Below are 15176 nucleotides of genomic sequence, written 5' to 3'. Positions count from 1 at the left end.
CCCGTTTTGTTATGCTGTCTTCATCAGCCTTCGTGCAAGCCGCACTCGCGTTTCAGGCCAAAGAAACGTGTTTCTTCTTCCGCCATGCCCGGCTCCCACTTACGCGTGGTGTGCGTATCTCCCACCGACAGGTAGCCTTCGTCCCACAACGGATGGTATTTCAGATTATGGGTTTGCAGATACTGATGGACCTGGCGGTTATCCCAGTCAATAATCGGCAGCACTTTAAACACACCGCGCTGAACGCCCAGCACCGGCAGACTGGCACGACTGCCTGACTGATCGCGACGCAGGCCCGCAAACCAGGTCTGGGCGCCCAGCGTTTCCAGTGCCCGGTTCATCGGCTCAACTTTGTTGATTTGATTGTACTGCTCAATGCCTTCAACCCCTTGTTCCCACAGCTTGCCATAACGCGCTTCCTGCCAGGCAGGCGACGTTTCGGCGCGGAACACCTTCAGGTTGAGATTGAGCTGGTCGGCCAGCTCATCTATAAAGCGATACGTTTCCGGAAACAGATAGCCCGTATCCGTGAGGATAACCGGAATATCGGGTTGCACACGCGTGACCAGATGTAGCGATACGGCAGCCTGAATACCAAAGCTGGACGAGAGCACATAAGCACCCGGCAGGTTTTCCAGTGCCCAGCTTACGCGTTCTTCCGCAGAGGCTTTTTCCAGTTGGGCATTCGTCGCGGCCAGAGCCATCGCGCGCTGGACCTTCGACATCGCATTCAGTGCTGCAAGATCGATACTCATTTTGCCTCCTGCCAGAAGTCGCGCGCAGGGTCCAGCACCGGAGCAACGATGCCCGAACGGATCACGAAGTCGCCAAAGCCTTCTGCGGCCTCGCGCTCTTTCGCCCAGCGCCCTACCAGCTCATCAATTGTGGCGATAATTTCAGGTTCGGTAATGTTTTCACGATACATACGTGGGATACGCGTGCCGATACGGTTACCCCCAATGTGCAGGTTGTAACGCCCTGGCGCTTTCCCGACCAGGCCCACTTCTGCCAGCATCGCACGGCCACAGCCGTTCGGACAACCGGTAACGCGTAGCACGATGTGCTCTTCACCGACGCCGTGATTGTGCATGATCGCTTCAACCCGGGTGACGAAAGACGGCAGGAAACGCTCAGCCTCCGCCATAGCCAGTGGACAGGTCGGAAACGCCACGCAGGCCATTGAGTTTTCTCGCTGCGGCGTCACATTTTCCATCAGTCCATGTTCACGGGCAATCGCCTCAATCTGCGCTTTCTGGCTTTCTGGCACGCCCGCCACGATCAGATTCTGGTTGGCGGTCAGGCGGAAATCGCCCTGATGGATTTTGGCGATTTCGGCGATGCCGCTTTTTAACGGACGTCCCGGATAATCCAGCAGACGGCCGTTTTCAATGAACAGCGTCAGATGCCATTTGTTGTCGATACCTTTGATCCAGCCGAAACGATCGCCGCGTGTAGTGAATTCGTAAGGGCGCGTCGGCTCAAACGTCACACCGGCGCGCTTCTCAACTTCGGCCTTAAAGGTGTCAACGCCCACGCGCTCCAGCGTGTATTTGGTTTTGGCGTTTTTACGATCGGTACGGTTGCCCCAGTCGCGCTGCGTGGTAACCACCGCCGCGGCGACGTCCAGAATCTTCTCTACCGGAAAATAGCCGAATTCGCTGGCGGTACGGGCATAGGTCGCTTTGTTACCGTGCTCAATGGACAAACCGCCGCCCACCAGCAGGTTAAAGCCGACCAGCTTGCCGTTTTCCGCAATGGCAATAAAGTTCAGATCGTTAGCGTGCAGATCGACATCATTGTGCGGCGGGATCACCACCGTGGTTTTAAACTTACGCGGCAGGTAGGTTTCCCCCAGGATCGGCTCTTCGTCGGTTGTGGCGACTTTCTCCTGATCCCACCAGATCTCAGCATAGGCGCGGGTTTGCGGCAGCAGATGTTCTGACAGCTTTTTCGCCCATTCGTAGGCTTCCTGATGCAACGCGGATTCCACCGGGTTGGAGGTGCACAGGACGTTACGGTTAACGTCATTCGCCGTCGCCAGCGCATCCAGCCCCACTTCGTGCAGCATCTGATGCGTAGGTTTGACGTTCTTTTTCAGGATGCCGTGAAACTGGAACGTCTGACGGTTCGTCAGACGAATGCTGCCGTAGAGCGTTTTCTCGGTGGCAAACTTATCGATCGCCAGCCACTGGGTCGGCGTGATAATCCCACCCGGCAGGCGGCAGCGCAGCATCATGGCATGGCGCGGTTCCAGCTTTTGCTCGGCGCGTTCTGCGCGAATATCGCGATCATCCTGCTGGTACATGCCGTGAAAACGGATCAGCAGGAAGTTGTCGCCGCTGAAACCACCGGTCAGTCCATCCTCAAGATCGTCAAGAATGGTTCCACGCAGGTAATTGCTCTCTTTTTTTAACCGCTCTGCATCCGTCAGTTTGCCTTCAACCACCAGCGGTCCAGGGTATTTTTCAGTCATTAGTAAACGTCTCGCTGATAGCGGCGCTCAATGCGCAGCTCACTTAAAAATTCGTCAGCCGTTTCACGATCCATAGCACCGTGCTCGACCACCACATCCAGTAACGCCTGCTCAACGTCTTTTGCCATGCGATTTGCATCGCCGCAGACATACAGGTGCGCGCCATCCTGAATCCAGCGCCAGACTTCCGCACCCTTCGCGCGGATTTTATCTTGTACGTATATTTTCTCTGCCTGATCGCGCGACCAGGCCAGATCGATGTGCGTTAACAGGCCGTCTTTAACATATTTCTGCCATTCAACCTGATACAGAAAGTCATCCGTAAAGTGCGGATTGCCAAAGAACAGCCAGTTTTTCCCGCTGGCCCCATCGTTATCACGCTGTTGCATAAAGGCGCGGAACGGGGCGATTCCGGTGCCCGGACCAATCATGATCACAGGTGCATCGGGATTCTCCGGCAGGCGGAAGTTATCATTATGTTCGATAAACACCCGGACTTCGCCGTCTTCTTCAACACGGTCTGCCAGCCAGGTTGATGCGCCGCCGCCGCGCTGCCGTCCTTCGATATCAAAACGTACCGCACCCACGGTGATATGCACTTCGGTATCGGTCTCCGCCTGCGAAGAGGCAATCGAATACAAGCGCGGGGTTAAGGGACGCAGCAGGCCGGTCAGCTGCTCAGCCGTCAGTTGCGCAGGCGCCAGGCGAACCATATCGACAATCGGATAACGTTGCGCGTACTGTTGAAGTTTAGCTTTGTCATCCACCAGCGACAGCAGTTCATCGTTGCGGGATAAAGTGGCGTACTGCGCCACAATTTGCGCGGTGTTGACCGTTAACTCGAAATGTTTCTGCAGCGCCTCTGCCAGCGGCAGCGTCTGGCCCTGTACGTCAACCGGCTCATCGCCTTTTAACCACACCAGCTCCAGCAGTTCGCTGACCAACGCGGCATCGTTTTCATACCAGACGCCCAGCGCATCGCCGGGCTGGTAGCGCAAACCGGAATCGCCCAAATCAATTTCGATATGGCGGACGTCTTTATCCGAATCGCGGCCGGTGATTTTCTGATTGACCGATAAACTCGCGCTGAGGGGCTGCGTTTTGGAATAGGGGCTGGTGGACACTTCATTGACGCTGCCCGCCACGGTTGCCGCCGCCTGTGCGGGCGAGGCCGTCGGGACCCGTGCTTTCAGAATGTCGGTGAGCGCCTTGCGCCAGGCGCTGGCCTGCTCAGCATAGTCAACATCGGCATCAACCCGATCCAGCAGGCGTTCCGCCCCCAGCTCAGCCAGCCGTGTATCGAAATCTTTGCCCGCCTTGCTGAAGAATTCATAGGAAGTGTCGCCCAGCCCCAGTACGGCAAAAGCCGCACCGTCCATTTTGGGCGCTTTTTTCGACATCAGGAATTTATGCAGCGCAACGGCTTCTTCCGGCGGCTCGCCTTCCCCTTGCGTGGAGGTCACCACAATCAGCAGCTTTTCCTGGCCGATTTGTTTAAATTTGTAGTCGCCGGCGTTCACCAGATTCACGGTCAGCTTTGCGGCCTGCAGGTCATCGCGGAGCTGTTCAGCCACCCGACGGGCGTTGCCGGTTTGCGAGGCGGAAAGCAGCGTAATCGCGGGCGCTTCAGGCTGTGCCGGAGCGCTGGCCACCGCCTGACCCGGCGCATGATTGACTTTGCCCCAGAAGTAGCCGGAGAGCCACGCCATTTGAGTGGTGGAAAAATCTGTCGTTGCTGCCTCTAAACGGGCAAGTTGCTCCGGAGAGAGCGGAAGCAGTGAACCTGGTGCCTGAGTCGTCATCGCGATAAAAATTCCAGTAGCAGAAATCCGGACCGAATAGTGGCGGAAGAGAGAGAAGGGTACAGCCAGCTATATTAACGATTAAAGACGCCTTCGACATATCAAATAACCAAAATGACTAAATGGTTTTTCAGATACAATTAATCGTTAAAAGTGGTAATCCTGACAGTCATCAACAGACTCAGGTAATCATCCTTCCCGCTCTGATTAATGGCGGGTGATTGCCCTGAATACGTGGCATAACGCATTGCCAAAGCGGCGATACGAGAGGATCGGGTGCCTGAGACAGTAACTGCATTATCGCCTGCGCTGACAGAGCGAATCCTGGATAAACTGGGCCTGGATCACTCCCCTGCCCCAGATGCGGCCGGGCTTCAGGCGCTTTACCGCGCCTGGTGCCAGAAGGTGCCCTTCGACACTATCCGCCGGCGCATTCTCGCGAACGATCCTCCTTCCCAACCGTTGCCCGGCACTACGGCCGACGATTTTTTCACGCACTGGCTACAATTTGGCACCGGCGGCACCTGCTGGGCCGGTCATGGCGCACTCTTTGCGCTGCTCATGCAACTGGGATTTCGTGCGCAACTCGGTGTCTCCAGGATGCTGTCCTCGCGTCCGTCCCCCGTCGATTCTCCCGGTCATGGTCTGCTGTTGGTCACCCTCGACGATCGTCCTCTGGTGGTGGATGCTACGATGCTTCATGGCCATCCGCTGCCGCTTGAGGTGGCGGAGTATGCGCATCCCGTCTGGGGCACGCAGGTTCATCAGCAGGGCGACAGTTGGTTGATTAACTGGAAGCCGTTAGGTCGGGCAAGGCTGGATTGTCAGCTCCTGGCGCTTAATATCCCCTTCGCTGACTTTCAGGCGCGCCATCAAAAAAGCCGCAACACCAGTCGCTTTGACGGTGCACTGCTGATTCGTCGGGCAGGTCATGAAACACTCACCGGCATCGTTAAAGGTGAGCAGGTAGTAAGAGCCCAGGACGGAAGCGAAAGCTTCACGCCGCTGTCACAATCACAACAACATCAGTTGTTAATTGAACATTTCGGTATCGCCGAAGAAATCGTGGCGCGTCTTCCCGCCGACGTGTCGCACAACGGTTAACGGTTTTATGCCGGGTTAACGCCCTGATGCGCTTAACCATTCTGGCGATTGGCTGAGCAAACTGCGCTTAACGGGTGCGAAAAAGCTGCTTTTCAGGTAGAATTCGGCCCGTTTTTAATGCCTGAGAGCGATTATGTCTACCACGTTATTTAAAGAGTTCCAGTTCGAAGCCGCACACCATTTACCTAATGTACCGGCCGGACACAAATGCGGTCGTTTGCACGGTCACTCCTTCCTGGTGCGTCTGGAAATCACCGGCGAAGTGGATGCGCATACCGGCTGGGTGATGGATTTTGCTGAACTGAAAGCGGCCTTTAAACCCCTTTATGACCGGCTTGATCATTATTACCTCAATGACATTCCGGGACTGGAGAATCCGACCAGCGAAGTGCTGGCCAAATGGATTTGGGATCATATGAAGCCTCGCCTGCCGTTGCTGAGCGCGGTCATGATCAAAGAAACCTGCACCGCAGGCTGTACCTACCGCGGTTAACCGGCCGCCCTTCGCCAACGGGCGGCTGATCGGACACAGGGTTGATCAGTCGGCAGGGTTGCTGACATGTGCATTGTAACGTTCCGTCGGCTGTCATCCCGCTGTCATCTTTACCGACCAGGCTGTTCTCTCCTTCATTAAAGATCAAGAGAATCAACAATGAACCTGAGAAAGCCTTTTCTGGCCTTGTCCGTTTTTATCACTGCCTCTGCCGCCGTTCAGGCGGAAAACATCCTTAACTTCCCGCAACCCGAAACGCTGCCGGATGCCTTCTATGCCGTCACGGAAATTCCGGCAGGCGGCATCATTAAATATGAAACCGATGCGAAAACCGGTTTCATCGTTGCCGACCGTTTTCAGTCCATGCCGGTTGCATATCCGGCTAACTACGGTTCGCTGACGCAATCACTGGGCGGTGATAACGATCCGCTGGATGTGATCTTCTATACGCGCGCCCCACTCGCCCCCGGGACACTCATTAAACTGCGCCCGATTGGCGTACTGAAAATGATCGACGGCGGCGAAGTGGATGACAAAATTGTCGCCGTACCCGCCAGTCATGTCGATCCAACCTATGATGCGATTCAGACGGTAGCGGATTTGCCCAAAATGGAGCAGCAGCGGCTGGAGGCTTTTTTTCGCGTTTACAAGGAACTGCCCAAGGGCCGTAAGAAGGTTGAGCTGAAAGGATTTGAAGACGCGAACGCCGCAAAAGCGGAGATTAAGCAGGCTTATGAAACCTGGAAAGCGAAACAGTAAATGAAAAAGGCGGCCAGGGCCGCCTTTTTGCTGTCAGGCAATATTCAGGTATTTATGCGTCTGCATCGACAGGCGCCAGTTGCGCGCAATGCAGGTTTCGATACACAGTTTAGTCGCATCATCTTTGCGACTGATCGGCTGCAGCGCAATAATGCGCGCTTTTGTGTCCTGAATCCCGGCCAGTAAATCGTCTAAGGCCTCCACATCACGTTGCCGTGCTACCGGATGTTTGATCTCATCTGCACGGCTCAGCGCCTGTGCCAGGACATCATAACCGCCGCGCATATTAACCTTCGGCGACACGGTCACCCAGGTTTGTGCAGAGCAGTGGATTTCGTGGGTCCCGCTGGTTTCGATCTGGCACTGAAACCCTGCGGCTTCCAGCGCGTCGGTCAGTGGGCGCAAATCGTAGATGGCCGGTTCTCCGCCGGTGATCACAATGTGACGGGCAGTCCAGCCCTGTTGCGCGATGCTGCTGAGCAGCATTGGCACATCCGCGTTGCCCCAGGCATCGCTTTCCACCGTTTTAACCAGAATATCGCCTAATGCTGTTTCCCGATCCGCCTGTTTTTCCCAGGTGTGTTTGGTGTCACACCAACTGCATCCTACCGGACATCCCTGTAAGCGGATGAAAATCGCCGGCACGCCGGTGTAATAGCCTTCGCCTTGCAGCGTCTGGAACATTTCGTTAATCGGGTACTGCATAATCATCTCTGTGAAGTTTTAAAACGCGATTATCGCAGAACTCAGCGCTGAGATCATGTCAGGTGATGCTGAACCGACGCGATCTGCTGTGAACGCGCCAGGCGACAGGAGGACAGCAGGCGGGATCAGAGGGCCAGATCCACCCACACCGCCGCATGATCAGACGCCGCATTCACCTCTTTTTTCAGTTCGGGATAGGTTTCCCATTTTACCGGGCGAACACCGGGCCACATCCCTTTGCGCCACACGCCGCCTTTTTCGACCGTTTTCCACAGGGCGGGCGACAGCAAAATATAGTCAATTTTATTACTGGCGCTGCAACCGCCCCAGGTACCGGGATAGCCACCGTTATCAAACTTTTCATGGGTAAAGATATCTTTCAGGTCGGTGTCCTTCAGCAACGGCGATAAGGCCTCGCTGTCTGGCGTGTCGTTAAAATCGCCCGTGATCGCGATCAGGGTTTGCCCGTCTTTAATGCGTTGCTGATATATCGCTTTGACCCGCTCCGCCTGCCGTTTACGGCGGGCGTCAGAGGTGGCTTTTGCACCGTACCCTTTGCTTTTAAAATGGTTAACCAGCACAAGCAGGGTTTGACCGTCGGGCAAAGGAATCGTGAATTCGGGACAGTCGCGCGAGAAAATCAGCTCGCCCTGTTTATCTTTGTCATCGACATGACTTCGGATTGTGTCGATAGCAAAGTCTGCCGCGCTCATTAGCCTGACATCAATGCCCCGCTCATCGTTGCCATCAATCACCATCACATGATTAAACGGCGTGCCGCCGCGGGCAGGCAGCATCGTGTTATTAAATTCCAGCAACGCGGGGCGGCTTTCTGCTTCCACGACCGTCAGGATATCCGCCCTGAGATCTGTCATGACCTGCGCCGTTAATCCCATAGCAATCTCGTCTATCGGCGCACGTCGCAGTTCCAGCGATCCGACCCAGTCAGCACGGCCATTAGCGATAATGCGAATGCCGCTGTTGTCTGTGGGTCGGGTCAACAGTTTACCCCGGTTGCGCCGCAGGAGAACAAAAGGCCCGGTGTCTGACTTTTGCAGTCCCAGTGCCACCATCAGTTCAACCATCTGTTTTTTCATCGCGTCGGTATACTCAGCCTGCCCCAGCAGGGCATTCAGCTCGGCGAATTTTTCGAGTACCGGTTTTCCTGCACGCCATTCGTTCTGATTCATCGCTCTGGCGCGATCAAACAGGTTTTCAACGTTATACGAAGCCAGCCTCACAGGTTTCCTCCTTCAGCCAGTTAATTTTTGCCTGAAAGCGGTGATTCATGCGCCTCAGGCGAGCAACAGGATGCGTCAGATTCGTGTATACAGCGTCAGTGTCGGTGAGTTGTGTTAAGCGCAGATGTATACAGCATAGACGTCGCAGAAAAAGGTGAGGAAGCCTGACGGCAAAGGCATAAAAAAACCCGCCACGTGGGCGGGTTTTCATCAGAAGTCAGAAGTCAGTAAACTTACTGGCCTTTTACTTCTTTCAGACCGTTGAAGGGCGCTTTTGAACCCAGCGCTTCTTCGATACGGATCAGCTGGTTGTACTTCGCAACACGGTCAGAACGGCTCATTGAACCGGTTTTGATCTGGCCTGCAGCAGTACCGACCGCCAGGTCAGCGATGGTCGCGTCTTCGGTTTCACCTGAACGGTGAGAGATCACAGCGGTGTAGCCTGCGTCTTTCGCCATTTTAATCGCAGCCAGGGTTTCGGTCAGTGAACCGATCTGGTTGAATTTGATCAGGATGGAGTTCGCGATGCCTTTCTCGATACCTTCTTTCAGGATCTTCGTGTTGGTAACGAACAGGTCGTCACCTACCAGCTGGATTTTGTCGCCCAGCACTTTGGTCTGGTAGGCGAAGCCATCCCAGTCAGATTCGTCCAGGCCATCTTCGATAGAAACGATCGGATACTGCTTCGTCAGATCTTCCAGGAAGTGGGTGAACTCTTCAGAGGTGAAGGCCTTACCGCCTTCACCGGCCAGCACGTATTTGCCATCTTTGTAGAATTCAGATGCCGCACAGTCCATTGCCAGGGTGATATCTTTACCCAGCTCATAGCCTGCTGCTTTTACCGCTTCCGCGATAACCGCCAGCGCTTCGGCGTTAGAACCCAGGTTTGGCGCATAGCCACCTTCGTCACCTACCGCTGTGCTCATACCTTTGCTTTTCAGCACTTTCGCCAGGTTGTGGAACACTTCTGAACCCATGCGGATCGCTTCTTTCACGCTTGATGCACCGACAGGCTGAATCATGAATTCCTGAATGTCGACGTTGTTGTCCGCGTGCTCACCACCGTTGATGATGTTCATCATAGGCAGTGGCATAGAATATTTGCCTGGGGTGCCGTTCAGTTCAGCGATGTGCTCATACAGCGCCTGACCTTTAGAGGCTGCCGCCGCTTTTGCCGCAGCCAGTGAAACAGCCAGAATGGCGTTAGCACCGAAGTTAGATTTGTTCTCAGTACCGTCCAGGTCGATCATGATTTTATCAATGTTCGCCTGATCTTTCGCGTCTTTGCCTTTTACCGCTTCAGCAATCGGACCGTTAACCGCAGCAACCGCTTTAGTTACGCCTTTGCCCAGGAAGCGAGATTTGTCACCGTCACGCAGTTCCAGTGCTTCACGAGAACCGGTAGAGGCACCTGATGGTGCTGCAGCCAGGCCTACGAAGCCGCCTTCCAGGTGCACTTCAGCTTCAACAGTTGGGTTGCCACGTGAGTCGATAATTTCGCGACCGATGACTTTTACGATTTTGGCCATTACGATTTTCCTCAGTACAAGTTAGTCAATCCTAAGACAAACAACGCGCGAAAAGTTCGCGCGTTGTTCGTTAAACTTATTTCGCTAAACGCTTCTGATGCTCATGTGCTGCCTTCACAAACCCGGCAAACAACGGATGACCATCGCGTGGCGTCGATGTGAACTCAGGGTGGAACTGGCAAGCAATAAACCATGGATGGTTCGGGATCTCAATGATCTCAACCAACTGATCGTCGCCAGAACGTCCTGCCACGCGTAAACCCGCTGCTTCAATTTGCTTCAGCAGCATATTATTTACTTCGTAGCGATGACGATGGCGCTCAACAATCGTGTCAGAACCGTACAGCTGGCGAACCTTGCTTTCCGGGGTCAACTGGCACTGCTGGCTGCCAAGACGCATGGTACCGCCCAGATCGCTCTGCTCAGAACGGACTTCAACGTTACCTTCTTCGTCACGCCATTCGGTGATCAAGGCGACCACCGGGTACTTACAGTCTGGCACAAATTCTGTGGAGTTTGCGCCTTCCATACCGGCAACATTGCGCGCGAACTCCATCAGGGCAACCTGCATGCCAAGACAGATGCCGAGATAAGGCACGTTGTTTTCGCGGGCATATTTCGCCGTCATCAGCTTGCCTTCGACACCGCGGTAACCAAACCCACCCGGAATCAGAATGGCATCTAAATCTTTCAGCAATTCGACACCGCGGGTTTCTACGTCCTGGGAGTCGATCAGCTTGATGTTGACGGTAACGCGATTCTTCAGCCCGCCGTGCTTCAGGGCTTCAATAACAGATTTATACGCATCCGGCAGTTCGACATATTTGCCCACCATACCAATGGTGACTTCGCCGCCCGGGTTCGCTTCTTCATAAATCACCTGCTCCCACTCGGCCAGATTGGCTTCCGGAGCATTCAGATTGAAACGCTTACAGATATAGTCATCCAGACCCTGCGATTTCAGCATGCCTGGAATTTTGTAGATGGAATCGACGTCTTTGAGCGAAATAACGGCTTTTTCTGGCACGTTACAGAACAGGGCAATTTTGCCACGCTCGTTGGCCGGCACAGCCCGATCGGAACGGCAGATCAGGACGTCTGGCTGAATACCGATAGAGAGCAGTTCTTTTACAGAGTGCTGCGTCGGCTTGGTTTTGACCTCGCCCGCTGCCGCCATGTAAGGCACCAGCGTCAGGTGCATGTACATCGTGTGTTCGCGGCCCACGTCGACGGCCATCTGACGAATCGCTTCCAGGAACGGCAGGGATTCGATATCACCGACCGTACCGCCGATTTCGACCAGCACGACGTCGTGACCTTCGCCACCTTCGATGATGCGCTCTTTAATCGCATTAGTAATATGCGGAATGACCTGAATCGTGGCACCCAGATAGTCGCCACGGCGCTCTTTGCGCAGGACTTCCGAGTAGATACGGCCAGTGGTGAAGTTGTTGCGGCGCGACATTTTCGTGCGGATGAAGCGCTCATAGTGACCCAAATCCAGATCGGTTTCGGCCCCATCATCAGTGACGAATACTTCACCGTGCTGTGTCGGGCTCATGGTACCCGGATCGACGTTAATGTACGGATCCAGTTTCATGATGGTCACGTTCAGACCACGCGCTTCGAGAATGGCTGCGAGGGAGGCTGCGGCAATGCCTTTACCCAGAGAGGAAACGACCCCGCCGGTCACAAAAATATAATTCGTTGTCATGCTGAACCTGAGAGTTTAGGTTTAAAGACGGTGGAATAACCAGGACGGGAAAACAGTATACTGGAAACCGCCATCAGCCACAATTGATGAATCACATCCCTCTCCTCACGCATTGCTGCGCGTACCTTAGCGGATAGCGGTTAACAAAATGTTGACGTACATCACAAAGTTGACGTGAAGCTGAATCGAGTAAGCCCGAGCGCGCACTTTATGCGCAGCGCTGGAATAATCAGCGTTTTTCGTCGGCTTTTACCTGCTGCCAGGCCGCTTCCATTTGTTCCAGCGTGGCGCCAGGCATAGACAGTCCCTGTGCAGTAATGATTGCTTCCACCGCACGGAAACGGCGCTCAAACTTATCGTTGGCCTTCTGTAGCGCGATTTCGGCTTTGCTGCCCAAGTGACGCGAGAGGTTAACCGTCGCAAACAGTAAATCGCCAATCTCTTCTTCCAGCTTTTGCGGGTCGACGACGCTTTGCTGCGCCTCATGCATCACCTCATCGATCTCTTCATGCACCTTGTCGACCACCGGGCCCAGCGTGGTCCAGTCGAAGCCCACATTGTGGCAACGCTTTTGAATTTTATGGGCGCGCATCAGCGCAGGCAGCGCTTTTGGAATATCGTCCAGTGCCGAATGCTGGGCTTTCTCTGCCCGTTCCGCGCTTTTTATCGCCTCCCAGTTTTTCAACACCTCAGCACTGTTCCCGGCGGTGCCTTCCGCAAAAATATGCGGATGGCGACGTTCCAGCTTGTCACTGATGGCATGGCAGATATCATCAAAATTAAAGCGCCCCTGCTCCTGTGCCATCTGGGCATAAAACACCACCTGAAACAGCAGATCGCCCAGCTCCCCCCGCAGATCGTCGAAGTCTTCGCGCTGGATCGCATCCAGCACTTCGTAGGTTTCTTCCAGGGTATAAGGCGCGATGGTGGCAAAGGTCTGCTCGCGATCCCACGGGCAGCCCTGTTGCGGATCGCGCAGGGTTTTCATAATGCCCAGCAGGCGATCAATTGACGTCATAGGGTAATCCTTCCGATGTTTCGTTGGCATAAACGCGGTGATAAAAGCAGGCAGGCGCACGTCGGTCAAAACGTGCGCCTGATGACAGGTTAGTGCAGGCGGCGGGCATCGATGATGTCAGGTACCTGATTGAGGCGAGACAGCACGCGCCCCAGGACCTGGTGATTGTAAATCTCGATGTCCATATCAATGGTGGCGAGCTGTTTTTTGGTATCGCTGCGGCTCGATACGCCGAGCACGTTGACCTTTTCGTTGGCGAGAATCGTGGTGATATCGCGCAACAGCCCGCTGCGATCGTTAGCCGTGACGCGCACCACCAGCGAATAGCCGCTGGAGTAGCTTTCGCCCCATACGGCATCGACGATGCGCTCTGGCGCGTTGGAGATCAGCTCCGACAGTTGATCGCAGTCGGCACGGTGAATGGAAATACCGCGTCCGTGGGTGATAAAGCCGACGATATCGTCGCCCGGGATAGGCTGACAGCAGCGTGCGATATGGTGCATGAGGTTGCCCACCCCTTCCACCACGACGCGACCACTTTCCTTGCGGGCAGACGGCGCGTGCGATTTTTGCGTCAGCTGACGCAGGGCTTCACGGTCCTGTTCTTCCGCCGTCGGCTTATTAAGTTTGGCCTGCAGGAAATTCACCATCTGGTGCAGACGAATATCCCCGCCGCCAATGGCGGCCAGTAACTCGTCCAGCGAGGTGACGTTATAGCGCGGCAGCAGCAGCTTCTCGGCTTCACGCAGGCTGATATCCATCTGGTTCAGCTCGTTGTCCAGAATCTGGCGACCGGCAAGAATGTTTTTATCGCGATCCTGCTTACGGAACCAGTTGTGAATTTTGGCGCGGCCACGGCTGGTAGTGATGAATCCTAAATTCGGGTTCAGCCAGTCACGGCTTGGATTCGGCTGTTTTTGTGTGATGACTTCAACCTGGTCGCCCATCTGCAACTGATAGGTAAAGGGCACGATGCGCCCACCGATTTTGGCACCGATGCAGCGATGGCCGATATCGCTGTGGATATGGTAAGCAAAGTCCAGCGGCGTAGAACCGGCGGGCAAATCGACCACATCGCCTTTCGGGGTAAAGACGTAGACGCGGTCATCAAACACCTGACTGCGGACCTCTTCCAGCAGCTCGCCGGAATCGGCCATCTCTTCCTGCCAGGAGATCAGCTTACGTAACCAGGCAATGCGTTCTTCATGGCCTGCCGCCCCACGGGCATGGCTGGACGACGGACCTTCTTTGTATTTCCAGTGTGCCGCGACGCCGAGTTCCGCGTCCTCATGCATCTGACGCGTACGAATCTGGATCTCAACGGTTTTACCCTGCGGTCCCAGCACCACCGTATGAATGGACTGATAGCCGTTAGGCTTCGGGTTAGCGACGTAATCGTCGAATTCACTGGGCAGATGGCGGTACAGCGTATGTACCGTACCCAGCGCGCCATAGCAGTCCTGCAAACGCTCAGCCACAATACGCACCGCGCGCACGTCGAACAGCTCATCAAAGGCGAGCGATTTTTTCTGCATCTTGCGCCAGATGCTGTAGATATGTTTGGGACGGCCGTATACTTCGGCACGAACGCCCTCTTTCGCCATCTCTTTACGCAGGTTAACGACAAAGTTATCGATATATTGCTCACGATCGATACGACGTTCGTGCAACAGTTTCGCAATGCGCTTGTATTCTTCGGGATGCAGATAGCGGAAACAGTAATCTTCCAGCTCCCATTTCAGCTGGCCGATGCCCAGCCGGTTGGCCAGCGGCGCGTAAATATTGGTGCTTTCTTTGGCGGCCAGAACGCGTTCGTCTTCCGGTGCATCCTTCACCTCGCGCAGGTTCATAATGCGCTCTGCCAGCTTGAGCACCACGCAGCGGAAATCTTCCACCATCGCCAGCAGCATGCGGCGCACGTTATCCACCTGCTCTGAGGCCATTGAATCGTTATGAATGGCTTTCAGCTGGCGAATCGCATCCATATCGCGTACGCCATGTACCAGCGAAACGATGCCTTTGCCCACGGTTTTTTCCAGCTCTTCTTCGCTGACCACTTCGTCATTGGCGAGCGGGAAAATCAGTGCCGCGCACAGGCTTTCAATGTCCATGCTGAGCATTGAGAGGATTTCCACCATCTCAATACCGCGCCACAGCAGCAGCGACTGGTCGGGATGGCCTTGCGTCTGCGCCTCACAATAGCGCCAGGTTTCAGCAAGACGTTCACATGATTGCGGGTTAGCCACGCCAAGACTGGCGATCCACTGGTCGAGGGCAAATTCCCCTTCCGTATTTAAATGTGCACTTCTGACCGCAACCATATCCTCTCCTGCACAGC

General features: G+C 54.8%; 12 protein-coding genes. 3 read left to right on the top strand and 9 right to left on the bottom strand.

What is annotated here, in order from left to right:
- Positions 1–23 precede the first annotated feature (23 nt).
- Genes C7434_RS16375 through cysJ form a run of 3 tightly spaced genes read right to left on the bottom strand, consistent with a single transcriptional unit; the run spans position 24 to position 4275 of the window.
- On the bottom strand, positions 24–755 hold the full coding sequence (locus C7434_RS16375; RefSeq protein WP_006120753.1) for a phosphoadenylyl-sulfate reductase: 732 nt from the start codon (positions 753–755) through the stop codon (positions 24–26).
- Entirely contained in the window at positions 752–2473 is a 1722-nt protein-coding gene (gene cysI / locus C7434_RS16370; protein WP_133745659.1) for an assimilatory sulfite reductase (NADPH) hemoprotein subunit, read from the bottom strand. The genes C7434_RS16375 and cysI overlap by 4 nt, the downstream gene beginning before the upstream one ends.
- On the bottom strand, positions 2473–4275 hold the full coding sequence (gene cysJ, locus C7434_RS16365) for an NADPH-dependent assimilatory sulfite reductase flavoprotein subunit (RefSeq protein WP_058708943.1): 1803 nt from the start codon (positions 4273–4275) through the stop codon (positions 2473–2475). The genes cysI and cysJ overlap by 1 nt, the downstream gene beginning before the upstream one ends.
- A 276-nt stretch (positions 4276–4551) precedes the next feature.
- On the opposite strand from cysJ, the gene C7434_RS16360 reads away from it, so the two are divergent.
- From C7434_RS16360 to C7434_RS16350, 3 genes are all read left to right on the top strand, one after another.
- Positions 4552–5379, top strand: a complete 828-nt coding sequence (locus C7434_RS16360) for an arylamine N-acetyltransferase (protein WP_006120756.1) — start codon at positions 4552–4554, stop codon at positions 5377–5379.
- Between the two features lie 133 nt (positions 5380–5512).
- On the top strand, positions 5513–5872 hold the full coding sequence (gene queD, locus C7434_RS16355; protein WP_006120757.1) for a 6-carboxytetrahydropterin synthase QueD: 360 nt from the start codon (positions 5513–5515) through the stop codon (positions 5870–5872).
- A gap of 159 nt (positions 5873–6031) precedes the next feature.
- Positions 6032–6631: an inorganic diphosphatase gene (locus C7434_RS16350; protein WP_033739558.1), complete on the top strand. Its 600-nt coding sequence runs from the start codon at positions 6032–6034 to the stop codon at positions 6629–6631.
- Positions 6632–6664: 33 nt separating this feature from the next.
- Here C7434_RS16350 and queE read toward each other — a convergent pair whose 3' ends face one another.
- The 6 genes from queE to relA form a co-directional block, all read right to left on the bottom strand.
- Positions 6665–7336, bottom strand: a complete 672-nt coding sequence (gene queE / locus C7434_RS16345) for a 7-carboxy-7-deazaguanine synthase QueE (protein WP_006120759.1) — start codon at positions 7334–7336, stop codon at positions 6665–6667.
- A 125-nt stretch (positions 7337–7461) separates the two neighbouring features.
- A complete protein-coding gene (locus C7434_RS16340; protein WP_033739560.1) occupies positions 7462–8577 on the bottom strand; it encodes an endonuclease/exonuclease/phosphatase family protein in 1116 nt (371 codons plus the stop codon).
- Positions 8578–8810: 233 nt separating this feature from the next.
- Positions 8811–10106, bottom strand: coding sequence for a phosphopyruvate hydratase (gene eno, locus C7434_RS16335; RefSeq protein ID WP_006120761.1), 1296 nt, complete (start codon positions 10104–10106; stop codon positions 8811–8813).
- A 76-nt stretch (positions 10107–10182) separates the two neighbouring features.
- On the bottom strand, positions 10183–11820 hold the full coding sequence (gene pyrG / locus C7434_RS16330) for a CTP synthase (glutamine hydrolyzing) (protein WP_006120762.1): 1638 nt from the start codon (positions 11818–11820) through the stop codon (positions 10183–10185).
- 229 nt (positions 11821–12049) lie between these two features.
- Positions 12050–12838: a nucleoside triphosphate pyrophosphohydrolase gene (gene mazG, locus C7434_RS16325; RefSeq protein ID WP_033739678.1), complete on the bottom strand. Its 789-nt coding sequence runs from the start codon at positions 12836–12838 to the stop codon at positions 12050–12052.
- 89 nt (positions 12839–12927) lie between these two features.
- Positions 12928–15159: a GTP diphosphokinase gene (gene relA / locus C7434_RS16320; RefSeq protein ID WP_006120764.1), complete on the bottom strand. Its 2232-nt coding sequence runs from the start codon at positions 15157–15159 to the stop codon at positions 12928–12930.
- Positions 15160–15176 lie beyond the last annotated feature (17 nt).

This window comes from Pantoea sp. PNA 14-12 (assembly GCF_004364735.1).
Classification (GTDB): Bacteria; Pseudomonadota; Gammaproteobacteria; order Enterobacterales; family Enterobacteriaceae; genus Pantoea; species Pantoea stewartii.
The sequence above is the reverse complement of the archived record's forward strand: the minus strand, read 5'-3'. Positions and strand labels throughout refer to the sequence as shown.